Source organism: Paraburkholderia caffeinitolerans, from assembly GCF_902859945.1.
Classification (GTDB): domain Bacteria; phylum Pseudomonadota; class Gammaproteobacteria; order Burkholderiales; family Burkholderiaceae; genus Paraburkholderia; species Paraburkholderia caffeinitolerans.
On sequence record NZ_CADIKL010000045.1, the window covers coordinates 38,592 to 57,512 of the forward strand.

17 protein-coding genes and 1 pseudogene are annotated in these 18,921 nt (G+C 60.2%); 1 reads left to right on the top strand and 17 read right to left on the bottom strand.

Going from position 1 to position 18,921, the window contains the following annotated elements; all coding sequences use genetic code 11:
* Positions 1-4 precede the first annotated feature (4 nt).
* From HV773_RS30670 to HV773_RS30705, 8 genes are read right to left on the bottom strand one after another with little or no spacing between them, the layout of a single operon-like run.
* A complete protein-coding gene (locus tag HV773_RS30670; protein ID WP_175197791.1) occupies positions 5-1,621 on the bottom strand; it encodes a type II secretory pathway protein in 1,617 nt (538 codons plus the stop codon).
* 2 nt (positions 1,622-1,623) lie between these two features.
* On the bottom strand, positions 1,624-2,274 hold the full coding sequence (locus HV773_RS30675; protein ID WP_175197792.1) for a toxin co-regulated pilus biosynthesis Q family protein: 651 nt from the start codon (positions 2,272-2,274) through the stop codon (positions 1,624-1,626).
* Positions 2,275-2,279: 5 nt separating this feature from the next.
* On the bottom strand, positions 2,280-2,696 hold the full coding sequence (locus HV773_RS30680; RefSeq protein ID WP_175197818.1) for a lytic transglycosylase domain-containing protein: 417 nt from the start codon (positions 2,694-2,696) through the stop codon (positions 2,280-2,282).
* Positions 2,696-3,943: a TrbG/VirB9 family P-type conjugative transfer protein gene (locus tag HV773_RS30685; RefSeq protein WP_175197793.1), complete on the bottom strand. Its 1,248-nt coding sequence runs from the start codon at positions 3,941-3,943 to the stop codon at positions 2,696-2,698. Before HV773_RS30685 ends, HV773_RS30680 begins: the two co-directional genes overlap by 1 nt.
* The gene (locus tag HV773_RS30690) at positions 3,940-4,749 is read right to left on the bottom strand and encodes a transglycosylase SLT domain-containing protein (protein WP_175197794.1); all 810 of its coding nucleotides are present in this window, start codon (positions 4,747-4,749) and stop codon (positions 3,940-3,942) included. Before HV773_RS30690 ends, HV773_RS30685 begins: the two co-directional genes overlap by 4 nt.
* The gene (locus tag HV773_RS30695; protein WP_175197795.1) at positions 4,742-6,013 is read right to left on the bottom strand and encodes a TraB/TrbI/VirB10 family type IV secretion system protein; all 1,272 of its coding nucleotides are present in this window, start codon (positions 6,011-6,013) and stop codon (positions 4,742-4,744) included. Before HV773_RS30695 ends, HV773_RS30690 begins: the two co-directional genes overlap by 8 nt.
* Positions 6,014-6,017: 4 nt before the next feature.
* Entirely contained in the window at positions 6,018-6,893 is an 876-nt protein-coding gene (locus HV773_RS30700; protein WP_175197796.1) for a TrbG/VirB9 family P-type conjugative transfer protein, read from the bottom strand.
* Positions 6,890-7,594 carry a VirB8 family type IV secretion system protein gene (locus HV773_RS30705; RefSeq protein WP_175197797.1) on the bottom strand — a complete coding sequence of 235 codons (705 nt, stop codon included), beginning with the start codon at positions 7,592-7,594 and terminating at the stop codon, positions 6,890-6,892. The genes HV773_RS30700 and HV773_RS30705 overlap by 4 nt, the downstream gene beginning before the upstream one ends.
* A gap of 464 nt (positions 7,595-8,058) precedes the next feature.
* On the opposite strand from HV773_RS30705, the gene HV773_RS30710 reads away from it, so the two are divergent.
* Positions 8,059-8,694, top strand: coding sequence for a hypothetical protein (locus HV773_RS30710; RefSeq protein ID WP_175197798.1), 636 nt, complete (start codon positions 8,059-8,061; stop codon positions 8,692-8,694).
* 4 nt (positions 8,695-8,698) lie between these two features.
* On the opposite strand, the gene HV773_RS30715 is transcribed toward HV773_RS30710, so the two are convergent.
* The 9 genes and pseudogenes from HV773_RS30715 to HV773_RS30755 all read right to left on the bottom strand — a co-directional run bounded on the left by HV773_RS30715 (position 8,699) and on the right by HV773_RS30755 (position 18,415).
* Entirely contained in the window at positions 8,699-9,541 is an 843-nt protein-coding gene (locus HV773_RS30715; protein ID WP_175197799.1) for a replication initiation protein, read from the bottom strand.
* A gap of 1,229 nt (positions 9,542-10,770) precedes the next feature.
* Positions 10,771-11,799: a ParB/RepB/Spo0J family partition protein gene (locus HV773_RS30720; protein WP_175197800.1), complete on the bottom strand. Its 1,029-nt coding sequence runs from the start codon at positions 11,797-11,799 to the stop codon at positions 10,771-10,773.
* A 2-nt stretch (positions 11,800-11,801) separates the two neighbouring features.
* Positions 11,802-12,455: an AAA family ATPase gene (locus HV773_RS30725; RefSeq protein WP_175197801.1), complete on the bottom strand. Its 654-nt coding sequence runs from the start codon at positions 12,453-12,455 to the stop codon at positions 11,802-11,804.
* Between the two features lie 1,653 nt (positions 12,456-14,108).
* A complete protein-coding gene (locus HV773_RS30730; protein ID WP_175197802.1) occupies positions 14,109-14,405 on the bottom strand; it encodes a tyrosine-type recombinase/integrase in 297 nt (98 codons plus the stop codon).
* A complete protein-coding gene (locus HV773_RS30735) occupies positions 14,369-14,623 on the bottom strand; it encodes a hypothetical protein (RefSeq protein WP_175197803.1) in 255 nt (84 codons plus the stop codon). Before HV773_RS30735 ends, HV773_RS30730 begins: the two co-directional genes overlap by 37 nt.
* A gap of 8 nt (positions 14,624-14,631) precedes the next feature.
* The gene (locus HV773_RS30740) at positions 14,632-15,024 is read right to left on the bottom strand and encodes a hypothetical protein (protein WP_175197804.1); all 393 of its coding nucleotides are present in this window, start codon (positions 15,022-15,024) and stop codon (positions 14,632-14,634) included.
* A gap of 1,440 nt (positions 15,025-16,464) precedes the next feature.
* A pseudogene (locus tag HV773_RS30745) lies at positions 16,465-16,935 on the bottom strand (RES family NAD+ phosphorylase); the annotation flags it as partial.
* Positions 16,935-17,363 (bottom strand): antitoxin Xre/MbcA/ParS toxin-binding domain-containing protein, encoded by a 429-nt coding sequence (locus HV773_RS30750; protein ID WP_175197805.1) that lies wholly within the window; start codon positions 17,361-17,363, stop codon positions 16,935-16,937. The gene HV773_RS30750 and the pseudogene HV773_RS30745, both read right to left, overlap by 1 nt.
* Before the next feature lie 602 nt (positions 17,364-17,965).
* Positions 17,966-18,415, bottom strand: a complete 450-nt coding sequence (locus HV773_RS30755; RefSeq protein WP_175197806.1) for an SET domain-containing protein — start codon at positions 18,413-18,415, stop codon at positions 17,966-17,968.
* Positions 18,416-18,921 lie beyond the last annotated feature (506 nt).

Below are 18,921 nucleotides of genomic sequence, written 5' to 3' on the forward strand. Positions count from 1 at the left end.
GCCCTTACATCGAGGGAACGACGGTTGCGGTCAGCATCACCACCTGGAAGGTGCGCGACTTGTTCCACGTCCCGGTGATACCCGCGAGGCCGCCGTTCGTCGTGCTGTCAGCGGTGTCGGTGACCGCGCCATACAGCACGACGGTCTGTCCGTCCGACAGCGCGATCGTCTCGTCGTCCTTGCTGCCGATCGTGTGGGCGAGCTGGATCGCCTGCTGCGTCTGACCCGAACCCGCGCCCGCCGACGTGAACGGACCGTTCTGCTTCGAGCTGTCACGCCAGTACGCGAGCAGGATCTGGTTGTGGTCGTTGACCGCGGGCAGGATGTGCAGGAAGTCGCCGGTCGTAAGCGTCCCGGGCGTGAGGCCCACCACACCGCTCGACGTGCCGGTAATGCTCCCCGACGAAGGCGAGGTCGTACGCAGGTAGTCGTCCGACTGGAAGTTCGCCACCGACACAGGCAGGCCGTTGAGCGTCAGCTTCGAGATCGTGTTGTCGGAGACCGTGCGGCCATACTGGTTCAGGCCGTTGATGACCGCGTTCGTGCCCGAGAACGGCGCATTCGGCTGCAGGACAGAGAGGCCAACGGTGCCGCCGCCCGAGGCAAGCGAAGTCGGCGAGGTGAAGCTCACCGCCCACTTGGCGAGGCCGCCCTGGATGCTGTTGTAGACGATATCCGCGTTCACACCCGCCTGGCTGCCGCGGTTGAGCGCGATCTGGATCGTGCGCACACGCAGCATCACCTGGCGCGTGGAGATGGCGTTCTCGCGCTTGAGCATCTCTCCCATGCGATCCGCCGCTTCCTTCGTGTCATACACGATCACGAGGCGGCTTTGCGGGTTCACGGTAATGCGCCCCATCGGGGACTTCAGCTGGTTGAGCGTTGCCTGGATCGAGTCGATCTGGTCGAAGTCACCCTTGCGACCGCTCGACGTCATGGCCGAGAACGAGCCGGTGTCCGTGCTCGCACCACCCGTCGACCCGGTCGACTGGTTGCCCGTCGACGTGTCCGTACCCTTGGACATCCGCGACTCGATCGACACCTTGCCGGGGATCGCTGCGATCTGGTACATGCGCGTGACGAACCGGCTGATGTTGATGGTCGAGCCGTCAAAGGACCAGTCGAGGCCGAGGTCCTCCGTGACGTCGTGCAGATACCGGCCGACTGCGCACGATTCGCAGGGCTGGTCATACACGGGGATTTCGGACGTTTTTGTGCCGAAGTTCGCCTGCGCGGTCTTTCCGTCGCTCGACGGTCGTGGAATGAGGCTGTCGCGCGGAATGTACACATCGGGACTCACGCGCACCGGATAACCGGACGCATTCGACACCAGTGTCGCGAGCGTTTTCATGTCGAGCTTCGGCGGAAACGTGACCTTCTTCTCGCGGAACACGGCCGGCAGCGTGGCCTCATACGCAAGGGGCACAGGGCGATCGCCGAGGAACGCGCTCGGCACATCCTCAACGAGCGGAATGCTGTTTCCCGCACCATCGAGCGCGGCGCCCGCCGTCGCATTGGCGTGGTCATACGCGCCGTTGACATCGCTTTGCATGACGGCACAGCCGGCGAGGACAACGGCAGCCGCGGCGGCGATCAGGGTACGAATGGGGTAGAGGCGCATGGTCAGTCCTTGCAGTTGGCCGCGCGGGCGATCACGCGAATGACGTTGTTGGTGTGCCTGCAAACGCGTGCGGGCGTTCGCATGTGGTCGGTCGCCTGCATGACCTGCGTGAGCACCGAACGGAAGTCGCCGGTGAACGTCGCGTTGAATTCGACCGGCAGGTCATCGTCGATCTTCCAGGCGAGCTGCCAGCCCTGGGTCTGCAGCCAGCGGTCGAGCGCGTTGCGCAGGTTGGTGTCCTGCGGGGTGATCGAAAAAGACACCGTGCCTGTCGGTTCGCCGTTCGCCGCGCCCGGAAGAACCACCGTCTTCACGTCAGCGGATACCGGAGCCGAAGCCTGCGGCGTGGCAGGGGTGATCGGTGCAGCCGAGGCGAGAATCGTCGGGGCGACCGGGGCCTGGCCAGACACTGGCCCAGCGACTGGCTGCTGACCCGGCGCAGCAGTGCCTGCGCTTGCCGGCTGCGGCGCGGCAGAAGCGCCACGACTGCCGAGCATCTGCCAGCCATCGCCTGCGGGCGCGGGTACCTTCGACTGGTCGGGCTCGATGGCGGCCGCCGCCATCGTCATGGCGCTACCGAGCGCGAGTGCAAGCAGGGCCTGCGCAATCGTCCGGGTGCGGGCGCCGGAGTCCTTCGGGAAATGTTTGCTCATGATTTTTAGTGACCCTGCAGGCGTCGGTAGATCGAATTGGCGTAGATGAGCTGGCGTGAGCTTGACGTCGCGTTGTACGCGCCGACGGCTTTCCAGGTCGGCCCGAACTGGCGAAAGTTCGAGGCGAGAATCCACGTGCCCACGTAGGCGTTCACGCAGGCGTTAAAGAGGTGTTCGCGCTGGATGCCAAAGCGCGCGAGCTTCGGAAGCCACGAGGAGTTGATCTGCATGAGGCCGATGTCCTCGCTGCCGTTCGCATTGACGTTGATCGCGTTCGCACGCATGCCGGACTCCTGTTGCGCGATCGCGCGCACGAGACGCGGGCTGATATGCCGGTAGGCCGCAGCATCGTCAATGCAGTCGGCCCGCGTCACTGCGGGCGCGATGAGAAGCGCGATAGCGGGCAGGAGCACGTAGCGCATCACGACGCCGCTCCCACGGTTACCCCTGCGCGCTCGAAGTACTTCACGTCGTGACGGCGCAGCACGCTCACCGTGTTGCCGTCGGCGTTGACGATGAACTGTTCCGCGGTGCCGTTGAACTTGTAGAAGCGGCCCTTCTGCTCGCCCGAACCCAGGTGATGGACGTCCGCGACGGTGACATTGATAACGGTGGGCGCGAACTTGAAGTACGTCTGCCCGCCTTCGTCAAATACGGCTTCCAGGTGTGCGGTATTACCGGAGGGGAAGTCGTAGACGGTCCCGGCGTTGCGCGCCACCTCGACGCGGTTCGTCGCGTCGGCGACAACGAAACGATCTGCACGGTCGATAGTCATCACGCCTGTGCCCGAATCCCACTTCGGATGCAGCGACGTGCCATCGGCGGTTGTGAATTTCAGGTCCTTCGGCTTCGCTGCAAAACGGATCTGCGTATGCGTGTCGTCGCCATCGCGGATCGCGTTCGCTCCGAAGTACTTCGCGAGCAGCGACTCCGCCTGCGGCGCAACCGCTGCAGTCTCCGAAGCGGAGCCCGCCGGGTCGGCATGCGTCACCGTTGCGGCCGCGTAGGCCAGCGCACCAGACTTCTCCACGTCACGGCGCAGGCGCACATGATGCTTGTCGAAATCGACGTCTGCGTAGAGGCCCGTCTGCGTCATGAGACGGTCAAGCGCGTGCATCCAGTTCTCGCCTTGCTGCGTCTCGAAGCGGTTGGCCGCCGTCAGATCCACGTCCTTCTGTGCGGACCCGCTCCACCCTTGCGGTACGAGCGCCTTGACGATGGAGCCAACCGGCATGGTGGCGTTCAGGCTTCGCACAGGCTCGAGCGGGCCACGTTCTCCGACCAGCGCCAGGCGACCGCTAAAGCCGGAAAAGGCAATCGGCTGATCATCGCCTGCGCCAGGCACTACGCCGTGGCCTCCAATGAAGGCATTTGCGCGGTTCCACGTCGCGACAGCCGGGTGACCCGCGACGCTGAACTGGATCGTGGCCGGCGTGCCCTCAACCACCACGTAAGGACCTTCCTGATGGCTGCCCGCCACCGAGATCGACTGCCCCGCACGCGGCTGGATGTAGGTCTTCGATCCATCGTTGAAGACGAGGGCCGGTCGCTCGGCTATACCGCCCGCGATCTCGTAATCGAAATCGAACGGGTCGGTGTTCGCCGCGAAAGCAACGTGTGCTGCACCGAAGGCGCACAACGTCGCGAAAGTAAGAAGCCTGCGCGTCATAGGCCAGCCTGGATCTGGTTAAGGTTGCGCACGAAGCGCGCGAGGTAAGCACTGCCCGGCACCGGGTTGGCGCTGTGGTAGTACGCGATGGCCTTCGCGAAGGAATGCGTGCGGCTGTAGTTCTCGTTGAGAATCGCTTCGGCGACGTGGATGTTCGTTGCGGGCGCAAGGGCATCCCACGGCGACGCGAAGCGCTGCCGGTGGTAACACCAGTTCACCTGCATGATCCCGACGTCGAAGTCGCATCGGCCCGCGGCGATCAGCGCGCGGATAGCGCCGTATGCGTCGTCGCGCGAGCGGAAAAAGAAACCTCGACCGGCGACGTTCAGCGTCCACGGCCACGCGCGTCCCTTGTAGGCCGACTCGTTCAGGGCGATGCCCGCAAGCACTTTCGGATCGACGCTCGTATGCATCAGCACGAACGGCGTCTCCGCCCTGGCGCATGCCCACCCGCCGCGGCCTTCCGTAATCGCGGCCTGCGTATCGTCGTCAAGCTCGGCGGGCTGAATCCAGCCACTACGGACCATGAGGCCGGCGAGTGACACATCGCGCGCATCGACGGAGACCGTCATGCCCTGTTCCGGCGTGCTGCGTACGGACTGGCCCACGAGCGGTGCGGCCCACGTGTCAAACGCGGCCAAGCCGCAATACAGCACGGGTTTACCGTCCAGTGCGGCAACCTCGCGAGCGCCACCGGAGGACAGCACAAGCGATACGGGGCTGATGAGCTGCGCAATAGAGGCTGCGTGCGCCGTACTGGTCACGAGCGCGGATGTCGCGAGAATGCCAAGGACGCGCTTAACCACGATACGGCTCCAGATGGATATCGCGGTTCACCTTGATCATGAAGCGCTGGCCGGGCTTGATCGTGATCGTCGGCGGAATGTTCTGGTAGCGGTTCAGGATGGACTGCGAGGTCTGCGCCGCGACCTGTCCGGCCGTGTTCCCGACCTGCGTGACGCCCAGCGGGCCGGTCGTGGTCGAACTCGTGTCGCTGGTGAAGTGGTTCAGCAGGATCGCGGTAAGGAACGACGCACCGAAAATTTTCAGGAAGTGGTTGTTCACGTCCCCTGAAAACCCGGCGTAGCCGTTCTGGTCCGCACCCTCGGAGCCATACAGCGGCACCTGCTTGCCGTTTGGCAGGCGCAGTTCCGTCGCCGCAACGAGGATGCTTTCCTGGCCCACCTTGATGTCGCTCTGGTACGGCGCGGTGATCATCGATCCCTTGGGGATCATCAGGCACGTGCCCGTGACGCTGTCGTAGATGTCTTGCTCGACCATGAGCGCGGCGGTACCCGGACGGTCGGAGTTCTCTCCCTCCATGACCAGCACGCCGACGTGATGCGGCGGCGAAAGCGTGCAGGAACCGGCCTGCCCAACGAAGCCAGCGCTCAGAAAGCCCTCACCCGACGCGGACTGCGCCTTGGCGTCCTTGAGGAAATCGAGATCGTGGTCCGCGGATGACGTTTTGGTGTTGCCCTGCCCCATCGCGGCCGCAAGCACCCTTGCCTGCGCGTCCGCGTTGCCTGCTGCGGCCTGCTGGGCGGCGATCTGCTGCAGCGCCATCTGCTGCGGCGTCAGAATTCCGTTGACGCCGCCCGTGTTCTGCGTGTCGGCCGGCGCCTTGACCTTGACTCCGGGAATGAAGATCGGCGACGCATAAACGTTGTCTTCCTTCGCGTTCGCGGACAGGTCAGCGGTACGCGATCCAGCTTCAAACTGGTCGAGCGACAACGCTGGCTTCGAGCCCGCGGCCTGAGGTGCAGATGCCCCGGCCGCCGCCTTGCGCGCGCGCTCTTCCTCGCGACGCGCAGCCGCCTGCTGATCGCTGATGATCCGGTCGATGTCGTTGCCGCTCGGTCCGTGATCGACGGCGGCGGCGGCTTTCGCTGCCTTGTCGTCTTTCGCCTGCTGTTCGGCCTTGTCGCTCGCCTTCGACTGGTAGTAGTAGCCCATCGCGCCAATGAGCACGGCGAAGATCGCGCCCACCGCCACGAGCGCGTTGCGGGGCGACTTGCCCTTGACGACGCGGTCCTGGTCGGAGGTCGGGGAGGAGTTCTGCGTCGACATGCGTTCAGAACCCGAAGATGCCCGGGCGACGGCGCGTGATCGTCACCTCGTCGTTGGCCGCGCGTAGCACGATCTTGTCCGCCATCTGCTGGACCACGATGTACTGACCGCGACGTATGAAGTTCGGGCTCACGTCGTCGCCGTGATCCTTGACGATCGGCACCGCAAACGGTGCGTCCGCAGGCAGCCGCAACCATACGGCCTTGCCGTCGTCGAACACCGTCTCCGGCTTGAACGGGGCAGACCCGTCCACCTTGTAGTCAAAGTTGAGCTTGTCGGGCGAGACACCGAGCGGCCCTGTGTCATTCGCTCCACCCGCACCAGCCGCCATGCCGGCGCCATCTGCGGTGTCGCGCGCGCGGACCTTTGCCATCAGCGACTCGGCATAGTGAAAGCGCACGCTCTGGTAGAAGAGGCCGCCCACAGGCGACGAGACGAGCGTCATGTCGTACTCGTGCATGTTGGTCGTCAGGTGGAGCGTGTTCACGAGCCCCGGCTTCACCGGCTTGATATAGACGTGGTTCGCGCCGTCCGTGTCGATGATCCACTGCACGGAGTCGCCCATCGCCGGGTCGGTGATCAGCTTCTCGCCCGTCGCCAGTTCAATTGTCGTGAGCTTCAGCGGCGCGGCCATGATGCGGAAGATCTGGTCGCGGCTGTAGTTGAAGACAACGATGCGGGCGTCGTTGGGCATCGTGACCGGATCAGTGCCGGAGTTGTACGGATTCACCGGGCTCATCGGGTCGCCCAGGATGGCGCCCACGTCAAGCGAACCGGCGGCTGACGTAACTTTTCGCGCGGCAAGCGCAGGGTGGGAAAGCGCCAGCGCGCAGGCGAGCGCGGCAAGCGGCAGCAGTGAGCGGGATGCCGGGATCGTCATGCGGTTTTCTGGAGCGTAAAGAACGGGAAGTAGATCCCGAAGGGGTTTGTGCCGACCGCATCGTCCGAACTGGCCGGAAGAATCTGGTAGCGCAGCGTCAGTGCGTAGCGTTTGTCGACCGGCTTGTCGGCGGGAAACTGGGTCGTAGAGGTCGTGAACTCGACCACCACCGTCGAATCGTCGAGTACGGAGACGCTGCTGACCTTCACTTCGCGAACGAGCTTCGGATTGCGCGTGATCTCCTGGAACGGCGCATCGTCCTTGATCCAGGCCGCAAACTGGTTCTTGCCGTTGTCGACCATTTGCGACTTCACCGAGTTGATGTTGCGGGCGAGGCGCGAGCTTTCGATGGTCGGCGACAGCACCGGCTCAATCGTGAACCAGCGCTGCACCGATTCGGTAATGGAGGAACGCAGCGCCTGGTCATCAGGCTTGTAGGCTGCAAGTTGCCGGACGAGCGGACGGCCACCGGCGTCTGCGGATATGCCGTAAGACTTCACGACGGACGGCGGCGGTTGCCGTGTCCATACTGCCCCGCCCGCGACCGCCGCGAGTACAAAGCAAAGCAGCTTCCAGTGGTTCGCCTCGACACGCAGGCGCGTGCCGCGGTCGAAGACGACCTTTTCGGGATCTTCTTCGGAATACCCCCCCGGTGCGGTGGAGAGGGCGATGTCTTTACGGGAACGACGAAGGAAGGGCATGACGCGCGCGGACTGTGGGCTCGCGTCAATTGAATCAGTCCAGGCCTCGTGTCCCCGGAGCAAAAGACAAGCTATTTTGCATACGATTGCGGGCGAAACTTTCTGGAAGAACTTCCGTTTAGGCGCCTAAACGCTTAAACCCGGAATGGTGCAGTTTTTGGGTAGCTTTTGGCAGGAGCCCGGTTGTACGGCGGTGGTAACCTGCGGCTCAAACGGTTCACACGTTCGATCTCAGACAAAATCCTTTTAAAACAAAAACTTATCGAAAAAAACGGGGTGTTTTCGTTTAGGCGCCTAAACGGTATTCTTGCGAACTTCAGGGTAATAGACGAGGTTGTCATGAAACGACGCTTAATTACTCTGCTTTTCGCAGGCAATCGACCCAAAAACGCAGCTTTCGCGCTCGCACTCTTGACACTAACTCAAGGCAATTAAGCTTTGAAGATCCGACGACGTTCACGATCATGGAACCCAAATTCAATCCCAAATCTATTCCGAACAGAGTAACGGCCATAGCTGTCCAGGCGCGAATGCGCGCTAACTCCGCGTCGCATTACGAGCTTGGCCTGTTTTACCAAGCTATGCTTAAGAGACGCCTGTGGTCTTCACACCGTGATCTGGCAGAGTCATTTGGCGTTTCTAGACCGAACGTCTCGAAGGCGATCGCTCTAGCGCGCATTCCGTCAGAAGTCGTCAACGCTATCGGTGGGGCGGAGCACATCAGCTTCCGCGTTGGTGCACTCTTGTTGGACGCGATCGACCAGATTGGCGAAGCACTGTTCATCCGAAGAGCGCGCGAGGCCGTACGTGTAGGTTTCACCGCGGTGGACGACATTCTGGAGTTCGTCGTGTTCGATCGAATCCCGCAGCACGCGCCGAACAAGATTCAAGTTCACTTGGCACGCGACAAAAAGTCTTTACGCGTAGATATTCCCGATCTCGACGATCTGCTACCGCATCTTCCACGAGTGGAGGCGTTTATTTCAACGGCCTTCGTCATGTTCAAATCGGCGCTCGCAGCAGACATAGCTGCTGCTGCTGTGAAAGCTCAGCGCCGGCTAGGAACGAAAACGTCGGGCCAGAAAGAAAGGACAAGGTGAGACGTCAAGCCGCGTCGCCAAGGTCAAGACGGCTCTGTGGATGTTGGATGAACTGGAAGTCCAAAGAATTTACGGCACGCCCGAGCTTTACGGGTTTCCAACTGATCACGAGATCGGCCTTCGAGTTCAGTTCGTTCACCGCCATCTCGATCACTCGACGCTTGATGTCGGCAAATCGATACGTGTCAGGTATCTCCAGCACGTTGCGAAAATCCTCTAGCGTGATCAACAAGCGACCGCGGTCTCGCTCACGCATAAGCAGCTCCAAGAGGCGCCACGAATACAGTGATTGGAGACCTCGCGCAAACTCGATTTGATACGACACGAACCGCCGCTGCAGCATGAAGATGTGTGGCGTCAGGTCCGGCGAGAACGATATCTCTGCCCAGCCCTCACCTTCGTGATAGACGGCTTTCCAGACCCAGTTAAGAGACACCTTTCGCGGGCCGTCCATGTAGGTTAGCGTTCTCTTTTGAAGGCTTGCACAACCATCCTTCAGACCTTCATACGCTGCTGTCGCCTGCTTCTCGCCAGTTCTCGGCGCCAGAGATGCCAACGCCGCGAATTCGTCCGCCCTCACGCGAACCGAAACGTAGCCGTTCGAACGCCCATGCAAGAAAGGAGACTTTTTGCTGTCGACGCACCGCAGCGCCGCCATCATCACGCGTTTCTCGTTTAACGAGAGACCTTGTTGAGCGTTCACCAGCGCCCGACTCATCGCAACAGTGCCTCTGATCCGACCGTCGCCGTCCGTTGCAGGCTCACCCGAACTCTCGATTGTGACTGGCTCAACTTCTACAATCTCTACCTGAGGTTGCTCGTCGGGTTGTTTTTTCTTTCTCGGCACAAAAGTGACTCCTCGTCATGGACGTCACAATTATAAGGTGACATCGCCACTAATCAAGTCACCGATGTGGATAACGGTCGGAATGCGTCCACTCCAGACCGGAATATGTCAACTTAGGGTCGGAATCTGTCACGTCAAGGTCGGAATACGTCACATCAGCCGGAAAGCGCGAGAGAAAAAATCAAACTAAAACAAGCGGTTACCGAAATGCGCGGAGCGTTTACAAAAGGTTTTACAAACGAGTTTACTAACTATCTTACAAAAGAGACTTTTAAAAAGTTGCCACACCAGAGGCTAACAACCTGTAAGCCCCGCGCAACGAGACCTTATCTTCGAAAAACAAGTCAGAGGTCGGAATACGTCACTTTTGATGCGCTGCGATGAACTGGCGTTTGAGCTGGCTTGTAGGTCGGAAAACGTCACCGATTCATACACGCGATCACCAGCTCTACCACGGCGTGCAAGGGCGCAATCCCTCGCAACGGCGCAGGATTACTCCAAGTCCCAGATTCATAATGGTTTTTTGTTCTGCCATCGCATAAAGGTGACATTATCCGACCCAGGACGGGGCTCAGGATCAAAAGGTGACGTTATCCGACCCGAACGAGAGTCGAGATCAAAAGGTGACGAATTCCGACCCACTTTCCACGATGCCGCCGTCGAAAGGTGACGTTTCCCGGGCTGCTTTCTCGTCTAAAAGGTGACATTTCCCGACCCCGAACTCCCGGCTTTGAGAGGGGAGACCGATCAATGCCGCCGCTGAGGGTCTAAAAGGTGACGTATTCCGACCCAGATGACGCGGAGTGCTTCCCGTCATCGATGACATTTTCCGACCTGGAGGCCTCGGCTCGATGAAAGGTGACGTTTGGCGACCCGCTTTTGACGGCGTGCACGTGAAACGGTGACGTTTTCCGACCCAATATCGGGAGTTTCGGGTGAAGTGAGTGCTCGCTTTGGCGTCGAGGGCGTCAAAGGTGACGCTTTCCGACCCATGACGCAAAAGCCGCTCGGGTTTATCGGCCTTTGGAGGAGTATGCGTCCAATAGCTCGGCAAAAAGGTGACGTTTTCCGGGCTCAAGCGGTGTTGTCTCGGTTGCCAATACGGGCATTCCTCGAGTGGCCCGGAAAATGTCACCTTTCGTGCCGTTCAGCCGGAGCTCTTCGGGTTTCCCAAAAGTGCGCGTGACAGCGGAATTGCCTGCGCACAGAGGACAATTCATCAGAGACGGTCAATGTGTTCTATGCCCATCTTCTTCGAGCAGCCTTTTGAGTGCTTCGATGTAGACCTCGGCGCGCTCTGGATTGTCCAATGTGAGGCTAACTTGAATACTGCCGTTGCCCCACTCTTTGATTGCACCAATCGGAGCGCCTTCAGGGTTCGAAACCTTGTACTGACGCGAAAACGTCTTCCGTGGGGCGCGCTCCTGCGAGAGCGCCTCACGCATCGCCTTCACCTTCAAGAATGACAAACCTTCGTCGATGATTTTCTGCGCGAGATCGCGCGTCTTCGGTTCGTCGGTTGCCTTCAAATACAGGGAGAGTTCGTACGCAATGTTGATACCGAACTGCTCCGGGTAGAGCGAGATGAATTCTTGCACCGAGGTTGGGAGCTCTAGGACAGCTAGGGTCTTACTGACCTTGGACTTACCTTCTTCAACCAAAAGCGCGAGCTCATCGTTCGTGTTCGCATAGCCCTCATCAAGGAGCTTTTTATAACCGAGCGCGACATCAAGCACCGTTTCCTGTTCGCGCTCGTTGTTCGCGGCCCGAGCGAGTCGGTAGAAGTCAATCGGCGCGAGCCCATCTAGAATCTTGAGATCCAACGTCGTGCCACGATTCCGCAGTGCTCCCTGCTTTCGGTAGTGGCCGTCGATGAGTATTGCTCGCGTCGTATCGTTGGGGTGTCTGGCCGCGAGCGCTGGTACAAGCTGCCCGTCCTTGGCCATCGAGGCTGCGCGCGCCGAAATCTTCTCCTCCTGATAGATCGTGCGGCTGTTCAGCGGGTTATCGTCAATCTTGTCGATCGGCCACGTAGCGTAAATCGCTTTAATCTTCCCGTCACGTTCCAGCGCTTCTACGTGCGTATTGAAGTTACCCGCGGCGACGGGAGGCTCATCCGGGGCTGTATCTAGAAGTGTCGCGCGACCATCAAGGGCGGCCTCAACGCGTTCAAAGCGGGAGGCTATACCCGTGTCTCGCAGTTCCTTATCGCGTTGTACGCCGGAGCTCAACGCTGCCGAAAAATTTTTCTTTGCCACGATCACTCCCCTACGACCTTTAACACTTCGTCCACGAATGCATTGATTTCCTTGTGTGCCGCTTTCGCACCGCGAATCTGTAGGACGGTGCTCCCCGACACCTCGGCCTCTTTGTACGCGGTGCGGAAGCCTAAACGGGTCTTAAGCATCGGGATATCTTCGTCTTGCTCAGCTGCTTCAAATATTTGCTGAACAATCGTCACCTTTTGATCCATGTTGGCGAGCGAACGAAGCTTGAGGTCGGGGTTTGTCACCTGTGCGGTCACTCCCAATTTTTTGGCTTCTTGAACCGCCCAAAGATTGCCTCCCGAAGCACCGACGGGGATCAGGCCTAGATCGGAGATCAGCAGCGCGACGGACGGTGCACTCGACCGAATTGCCGGCGGGCAGTCGATGACAATGAATTCATAGTCGTCGACAAACTTAGCGATTTCACGATCTGGGCGCGGGCTTCGTGAGAGATTCGACAGCGCTGCCGGGAATGGGCGGTCATCCGACGCCGCACCGATTGAAAGAGTTGCCGTACCTTGTTCGTCCAAGTCGACGAGCAGAGTCTTATGTCCTCTTAAGCCGAGAACGCCGGCGAGGTTGCAAGAAGTTGTCGTCTTCCCGGACCCACCTTTCTGATTGAAGACGGTAATTATTTTCGCGGCCATGCGGGCTCCATTCGTTGTTCCGCTCACGGTCTGTCACGCATAGTTTCTATGTAGAAACCGGCGAACAAAGGTTCGCAGAATATTAGGCATCGCGACAGAATAATTCAAGGAAATTTGTTGATTTCGACGATATTCCAACTGTAACCGGTTCTGGCGGAACCCTTGTCGAAGACCACGGAGCTTGCGCAACTGCCGTAGACGAGTTTCTACGTAGAAACTGCGCGAGCCGGACTGCATAGCGACCGTGATTTCTCTTCGATCGAGCCACTTCGATTGCTCCGCGAAAGTTGGTGGATACAACGTGGGCTGCGTCTCCCCACCGCGAGCGAGTTTCTACGTAGAAACTTCGGGTCGCCCGAATCGTGCGGTGGATTGCTATCGACGTCTATTTGATTTGACGACACCTACAACTGCGCCATAAGCGCTGTGGAGCGTCACCTGGCCCGCGCCCGACGGGCCGAGTTTCTACGTAGAAACTGCCGTCCGTCAGACGCTCCGACGTCAACTTTCTTGGATATTGCTTTTCGCTCTTTGACAGCCGCGGACGCCGTGAACTCCGCCGAGCGCTAAGAGCCAGTTTCTACGTAGAAACTTGGGTCAGCAGGAGTTGCGCGATGTGTTCTTCACGGTAGCGATCTTTGATCGAGCCGTAGAGATACGAAGCAATTTTATGGATAAGCTGGACTGCGCTGACCGCCGGCGCCAGCCGGCCAAGTCCAGTTTCTACGTAGAAACTGGCTGCGCAAGAATTCTCCGCTTCCGCCTGGGTAGCGACCGGGCCCGCGGAAAAGCCGCCCTTGCCGGGCGACGAGCTTGAAAACGGCGGCGAGATTCATCGCTTACCGGCATGACCGGACTCGCGATTCCTTCGTTCGTGTTCGAAATTGGCGCCGGCGCCAAGAAAAGGCAGTGACCCAGCTAACACCGACAACGGTGGTATCTGTTCCCAGGCCAGTTTCTACGTAGAAACTGGCCGTCCACGGCAAGCGTGAATCGAATCAAACGACAGCGACTCCTCTGTGAATTCGCCACGATCGACGAATTCTCCGAGAGTAGACCATGAGAGAAAGAATCTAGTGAGCGTCAGCGATCGGCGGGCGGAGTATATGGAGGCTTGGTGAGAGTGTTGCTGCGCACTCTCCTCAGATGACCTCGAGGGTCAAGTCGGTCCAGTTTCTACGTAGAAACTGCGCCGTGACTAGTTGAGGCAGCGATTTTGGGTTGCCGGTCGCACGACCCGCCCGGGGTTTTAGTTCCTTCGGGTTGGAGTGCTGTATCTTGTCGTCGAGAAAGGGAGGGTTGTTTTCGGCGGATGAGGGCGCCGAGTATCCCAGACCGTTACGCAACGCTATTCCGAGGGACGGCCGGAGTTTCGGATCAACCGAAATTCGTTACCCGGGGATAAAGTCGGAGTTTTTCTGAAGTCCGACTTTACCCCGGACGTTATGTCGAGCATGTCGGGGGAGCGGCGGGGCAGGGCCTCTGTCCGTCGGGCGAAGCGTATCTTCGAGGCTCGCACCAGGCGTTTGAGTGGGCCAATTCCTTGTCGAGCACGGTGAACAGGTTACGCTGTCGTTTCAGTTGATCGGGCGCCGGGTGTCATCGGGACCCACAAAGCGTGGTGGCCGGCTCGTCTGTGAACCCGTCACGCCGCTAGCTCGTGTTAGCGGCATCGGGTTGGCTGTCAGCGACCTTACGCTCGGTGGCATTCCGTTTCCCGAACATCTGGCTCACTTCCCGCATCATGCGCTGCTTCTCCGCCTGAACGTAGATCGAGGTGGTCTGCACAGACTGGTGGCCGAGCACCTTCTGCACGACGTCAAAGGGCACGTCGTTGGCCGCAGCCTGGGTGCCGAAGGTTTGACGAAAGGCATGTTGCGACAACTGTTCGAGCGAGGAGTTTGTCGCGGGCGTTAGATTCTCCAGCTCGACGAGAAGCTGCCGGCGCAACGAGTCATCAGCCGGTTGAGGATATCGGTCGCGTACGGCATGCGCTTCGTGCCGTCATGTTTCAGGCGTGCGGCTTTGGAACGGGAAATCACCAGTGGCGAGAGCAGGGGGCCAGTGGCCCCGGATGCTGCCCGCGGTCGCGGCCAGTCCGCGCGGATCGCTTCGACCGTCTCCGTGCTGACCGGCACGGTCCTCTCCCGGCTGCGCTTGCCGATCATGTAAGAGCTCACACGTCCGTGCCATCGTCAGCCAGGAAGGGGCGCAGGGCCTCCCGGCGTGCGCCGGCCGCCTCCTCACGTCGCAGTCCCGAGTCGCCCAGCAGCAGCCATCGGGGCATGAACAATTCGCCAGCGCTGGTTCGCGGCCACAGCGCTTCGACGTCGCACGCGCCAGCGTATGTCCGACCACAGCTGCTCGGGCAGCGCGCGCTCGACCTGCAGCGTTGCCTCCAGTCGCGCAGGTAGCGCTCCATGGCGCCGGGCGTCGCGGCGTGCGGGTCCTCATCGATGTCGTAATACGTGCGCGCGATGGTCGACGGTGGCAGACGCTGCACGAATGCGCGCAAGGCAGCGAAGTCCTTCGACGAGAACTGGCGTTGAAGGTGCAGCGCTTCAGTCACGACTGGGTTCCAAGGGGTGGCCACCAATTTATACAACTAACCGTCAGGTATGTCCGGATTCCGGGAGTCGCCTGACGGCGCACGTCCGATGAAGAAAAGCTTCTAGCGGCCCGCATTCGCTAAGCAGCCAGCAGCGGTGGTTCAACGACGCACCAGTACAAGATTCGCTTCGGCGGTGATTCGAAATCTCACGTGAGAGAAGGAAACATCTGAAATCTTGAAGCTTCATGGACGTTACCGTCGGCGATTCCGTGAAACATCTTTCTAGACGAAAAAGCAGCCTCGAAACCCAGTGCAGTAAAGGGTTCCGACCATTTTGGGGCGCAATGTTTCACGGTCTCACGTACTTCGGGTGAGCAAAATTCGTCTCAAGTCCGTCGCGATCCCCCTCGAAAGGTTAGTCAGGCTCTAGATGTAGTGATCATTACGTGATCTGTAATCTGGTGATGGCGACGGCGAGCCAACCATCAGACGGGCCCACTCAACCTTTCGACCACTGCATTTCGTGTACTACAACGTGAACCTTGTACGCAGGGGTACGCGATGCGCCCGGCACGTTTCCACAAGGCGGTGACCAATGTGCGGCCGTATGGCTCGCACCGGTTCGACGTGTTCGGTCCGAAGATTGGGTGGCGGCTGACGCTGATCGGACGTCGAGCCCTGCAGCTGTGGCTACGTCTTGAGGCCGACCCACAAGTGGTTACCTATTGCGAGGGGCCGATGTTCGTTCCGGATGCCGGGCGGGGTAGGGCGGCCGACTTCTGGGTCGCAACGAACGACGGTGACCACCTGTACCTCGTTGCACGGTCGTCGGAACGGACGTGCCCTTGGTCGGTGTTTGAGGCATGGGGTCGTGCGCACTCGATCACGCTACGTATCATTGCGCCGGACGAGGCCGGTGGCGCGTGCGCCTAGACGCACTAGGAGTTTTGCACCGAAGGAGTTGCATGTAGTTGCGCCACGGAATTCGGGCGCTCGTGTCCGTCGAAGCAATGTAGTTATGCGAGGCAGTGGCGACCGGCCGACGCCATGACAAGCGAGGGGCAGGGCAACGCTGCGGTCTTCGGAGCTGTATTGGCGCTGAAGATCGAGTTTCCAAGCCATCCAACACGTTGTTTAGTTTTGCAACTAATATTCCACGCCAACGAAACCACCTAACCAGCCCTATGCTTGCGCCGAGAAGTGCGTAATGACTGCGCCGACTTTAGCGTATCAAATGACAGGTCTGACAATACGAGTTAGCAGACTTGAGGTTGTTCGCAAACATTAATTATTTAATACGACCCTAATTAATGGAGCTGAACTCGGGGATGCTGACCGGTGTCAGGAAGAGAGAAAAGGGCGGGGCACCGCCGTCGCGGGATTCTCTCCGCGGCGCGGGAGAGAATCGGGACTGTGTGTCGATGGTGCGGAAAGTGTTGAGTGCCGTTCTGCTTTCGCGGCGCTACCTTCCACGGGCACAAGGAACAGGCGTTCATCCCATACGACGGACTGCGGTTCGGATACGACGATCTTCGCAGCGTCGGGATGAGCAGGATTCACGAGGACGTTGGACTCGGCGCGTGCAACGACCGAAGGCACGATCAGGATCACGGAGCGACATTCTTCCAGCCAGCGGTTGCCGAACTCACGCGCGATCTCAGGGGACGGTCCGTCCCATCCCTCCGGGAGTGTCTGCGCTGTCTGCCTTTCGATCGGCACGCCATCGGGGACCTGTGCCTCGATCCAGACGTGAGTCTTTGGCACTTTGCCGATTCTCGCGTGAACCAGGACCTCCAGCATGGCGCCCGCGAAGGTGAGCGCGCCATAAATGACCGGCCGGCCGGGGCTGTTGAACCGGCCGCCGACCAGCATGGCGCCGGTGCCGCTCCAGACCGGATGGCGTCTGTCGGCAATGCGGAAGATCCTCATCAGGCCGGCAGCCCATAGAAGAGTTTCCAAAGCAGTTCTTCAACGCGGCGCGCGCCCAGCTCGGTCAGCGCGGCCTCCAGCGGCGCGCGCCCCTCCAGCAGGGGGTGTGGCGTTGCAAGGAAGGTTCGCGCATCCGCCGGGTCGTCCCAGACGTACGCCGCGCTCGCGTAGACCCGCGCGAGCCGCTCCGTCTTTTCCGATTCGTCAGGCGTCAGCCTGTCGCGCCGACGTTTGTAGGTTGCCTCGGGGACGATGCGTGCCTGGAGCGCGCGCCTTGCCTCCGCGGTCAGGGCGATGTGCTCGATGCCGTTCCGCAAGGCAGATTTGGGAAGGCCTTCAGCAACCTGGGCCTCGAGTTCGGCGATCGAATGCGGAACGGGGCTGAGACCCATGACTGCAGCGATTTTCTCGGGAGAAACGAGTTGCATGGCGTGCACCCGTCGTTGATCAATTGATCCGTAATTATAGCTCAATTGATCCTATCTGGCGCGAGGCGACCACGCTGCCCGTGCCCGCTGTCGACGGCTCCAATGTCGTCGTTGTGGATGGCGGAGCGCCGAAGCGCGATGCCGAAGACAATCCGCTCCTCGCGACTGCTCGCCGTTTCCAGTCGTCGAAACTGCACTGATACGGAAGGTGATTTCCGCGGAAACGCCTGGATTGCACCATCGCGCATGGCAGACCATCTGGCGCCGCCGGATCGCCTGCCGCACGAGCGGACCGGATACTGCCTGCCCTGCCGCCCGATGGATAGGCCTCGCTCGCATGGCGCCCTGGCATTGCACTTCCGGTTGATTTCGAAGAACAGAAGGACAACAGGCGGCTGACACAGAACGACCGTTGGTCATAGGGACAGCCCGAAAAGCGGGCTTGACTGTGCAAAAGGCGCCACGAGCACTAACTTCCGGGTATGCCCGAAGGCCAGTTCAGCGTCGCATCAGCGGTTGCCTGAAAGTCTGGTCGCCTGTTCCGTCGCGAGCAAAGCGCAGAGCGAACATTCGCAGGTGTCCTGAGACGTTCGCCCGCCCGTTCACAAAGAATTCGATGTCTCCCCGATCATCGATTGACGGCACGCGGAGCCGCCGCAATGACATGCGTACATTTTCCGGACGTCCGCGGTGACATCGCCATCAACGACAAGGCTGTAGTCGATGAAGAGTTCGTCGCCGGGCCTGATGGCGGTGACTGCATGAATAAAAACCCGATCACCGGCTTCGATTGCTTCGCAGTTCGGTGTACATGCATGGTTCAGGAAGCGCGCGCTGTTGCCGCCGCGGCTGCCATCAATCACACGACCGTCGGAGAGACCGAAAACATAGGTGTGCCCGTTCCCGGTCCGCTGACGGGCGGCGGCGCGGCGCCAGCTGGTCACTTCGCCCTTGTACTCGATGAGCCGCTCGCCCGCGGCGATGGGCTGCAGCGCAAACAGTCCTGTGCCATGGACAGAGGAGCGTCGTGCCGTGATGCGGCGCAGTCGCATGGTGCCATTTTTCCTTCGGAAACTCATTCCGGTTCTTGTTGCTGCGTCTGGGTGGAAGCATACTGCGGCAGCCGCCCACATTCAATGCGGGCCGCCGCATGGCACACAAATAACAAGAAGCGCCAGTTCCTGCTTCCCAGGCTTCGCCCAAACTCTGCACCCGGGGCGACCGGGCGACGGTTCAGATCTGCGTTGATGTGGCAGGGCGAACCCGATCCGGATCTCGCATGATGTCTAGGGGCACGCCTCGCGAGCGGCGAGGCTCGCGGAACATGCGCGAGCGTCAACCGGTGGCGAGTCGTAAGAGGGTGCGCCCATCCGTGCACAAATGAGGAGCTCGTCCGCGCGCGCCGCTGCCACAGGCGAAATCAGATCCGGCACCGGTGGAGCGATCTGTGCCATCGTCGCTTTCAAGGTGTTGCTGCGCGGATTCAGACAGGCTGCCAGTTGATGCTGCCGACCTCGCAGGGAATTCGACCGGGATCGTGCTTGATCAAGTGAAGTGG

What these genes read in the sequence shown, in the direction of transcription:
- HV773_RS30705 (WP_175197797.1), bottom strand. Translation starts at nt 7,594, where the DNA reads ATGCCCTTCCTTCGTCGTTCCCGTAAAGACATCGCCCTCTCCACCGCA.
- HV773_RS30755 (WP_175197806.1), bottom strand. Translation starts at nt 18,415, where the DNA reads ATGCGACTGCGCCGCATCACGGCACGACGCTCCTCTGTCCATGGCACA.
- HV773_RS30695 (WP_175197795.1), bottom strand. Translation starts at nt 6,013, where the DNA reads ATGTCGACGCAGAACTCCTCCCCGACCTCCGACCAGGACCGCGTCGTC.
- HV773_RS30735 (WP_175197803.1), bottom strand. Translation starts at nt 14,623, where the DNA reads ATGATCGGCAAGCGCAGCCGGGAGAGGACCGTGCCGGTCAGCACGGAG.
- HV773_RS30700 (WP_175197796.1), bottom strand. Translation starts at nt 6,893, where the DNA reads ATGACGATCCCGGCATCCCGCTCACTGCTGCCGCTTGCCGCGCTCGCC.
- HV773_RS30750 (WP_175197805.1), bottom strand. Translation starts at nt 17,363, where the DNA reads ATGCAACTCGTTTCTCCCGAGAAAATCGCTGCAGTCATGGGTCTCAGC.
- HV773_RS30685 (WP_175197793.1), bottom strand. Translation starts at nt 3,943, where the DNA reads ATGACGCGCAGGCTTCTTACTTTCGCGACGTTGTGCGCCTTCGGTGCA.
- HV773_RS30725 (WP_175197801.1), bottom strand. Translation starts at nt 12,455, where the DNA reads ATGGCCGCGAAAATAATTACCGTCTTCAATCAGAAAGGTGGGTCCGGG.
- HV773_RS30675 (WP_175197792.1), bottom strand. Translation starts at nt 2,274, where the DNA reads ATGAGCAAACATTTCCCGAAGGACTCCGGCGCCCGCACCCGGACGATT.
- HV773_RS30680 (WP_175197818.1), bottom strand. Translation starts at nt 2,696, where the DNA reads ATGCGCTACGTGCTCCTGCCCGCTATCGCGCTTCTCATCGCGCCCGCA.
- HV773_RS30670 (WP_175197791.1), bottom strand. Translation starts at nt 1,621, where the DNA reads ATGCGCCTCTACCCCATTCGTACCCTGATCGCCGCCGCGGCTGCCGTT.
- HV773_RS30710 (WP_175197798.1), top strand. Translation starts at nt 8,059, where the DNA reads ATGGAACCCAAATTCAATCCCAAATCTATTCCGAACAGAGTAACGGCC.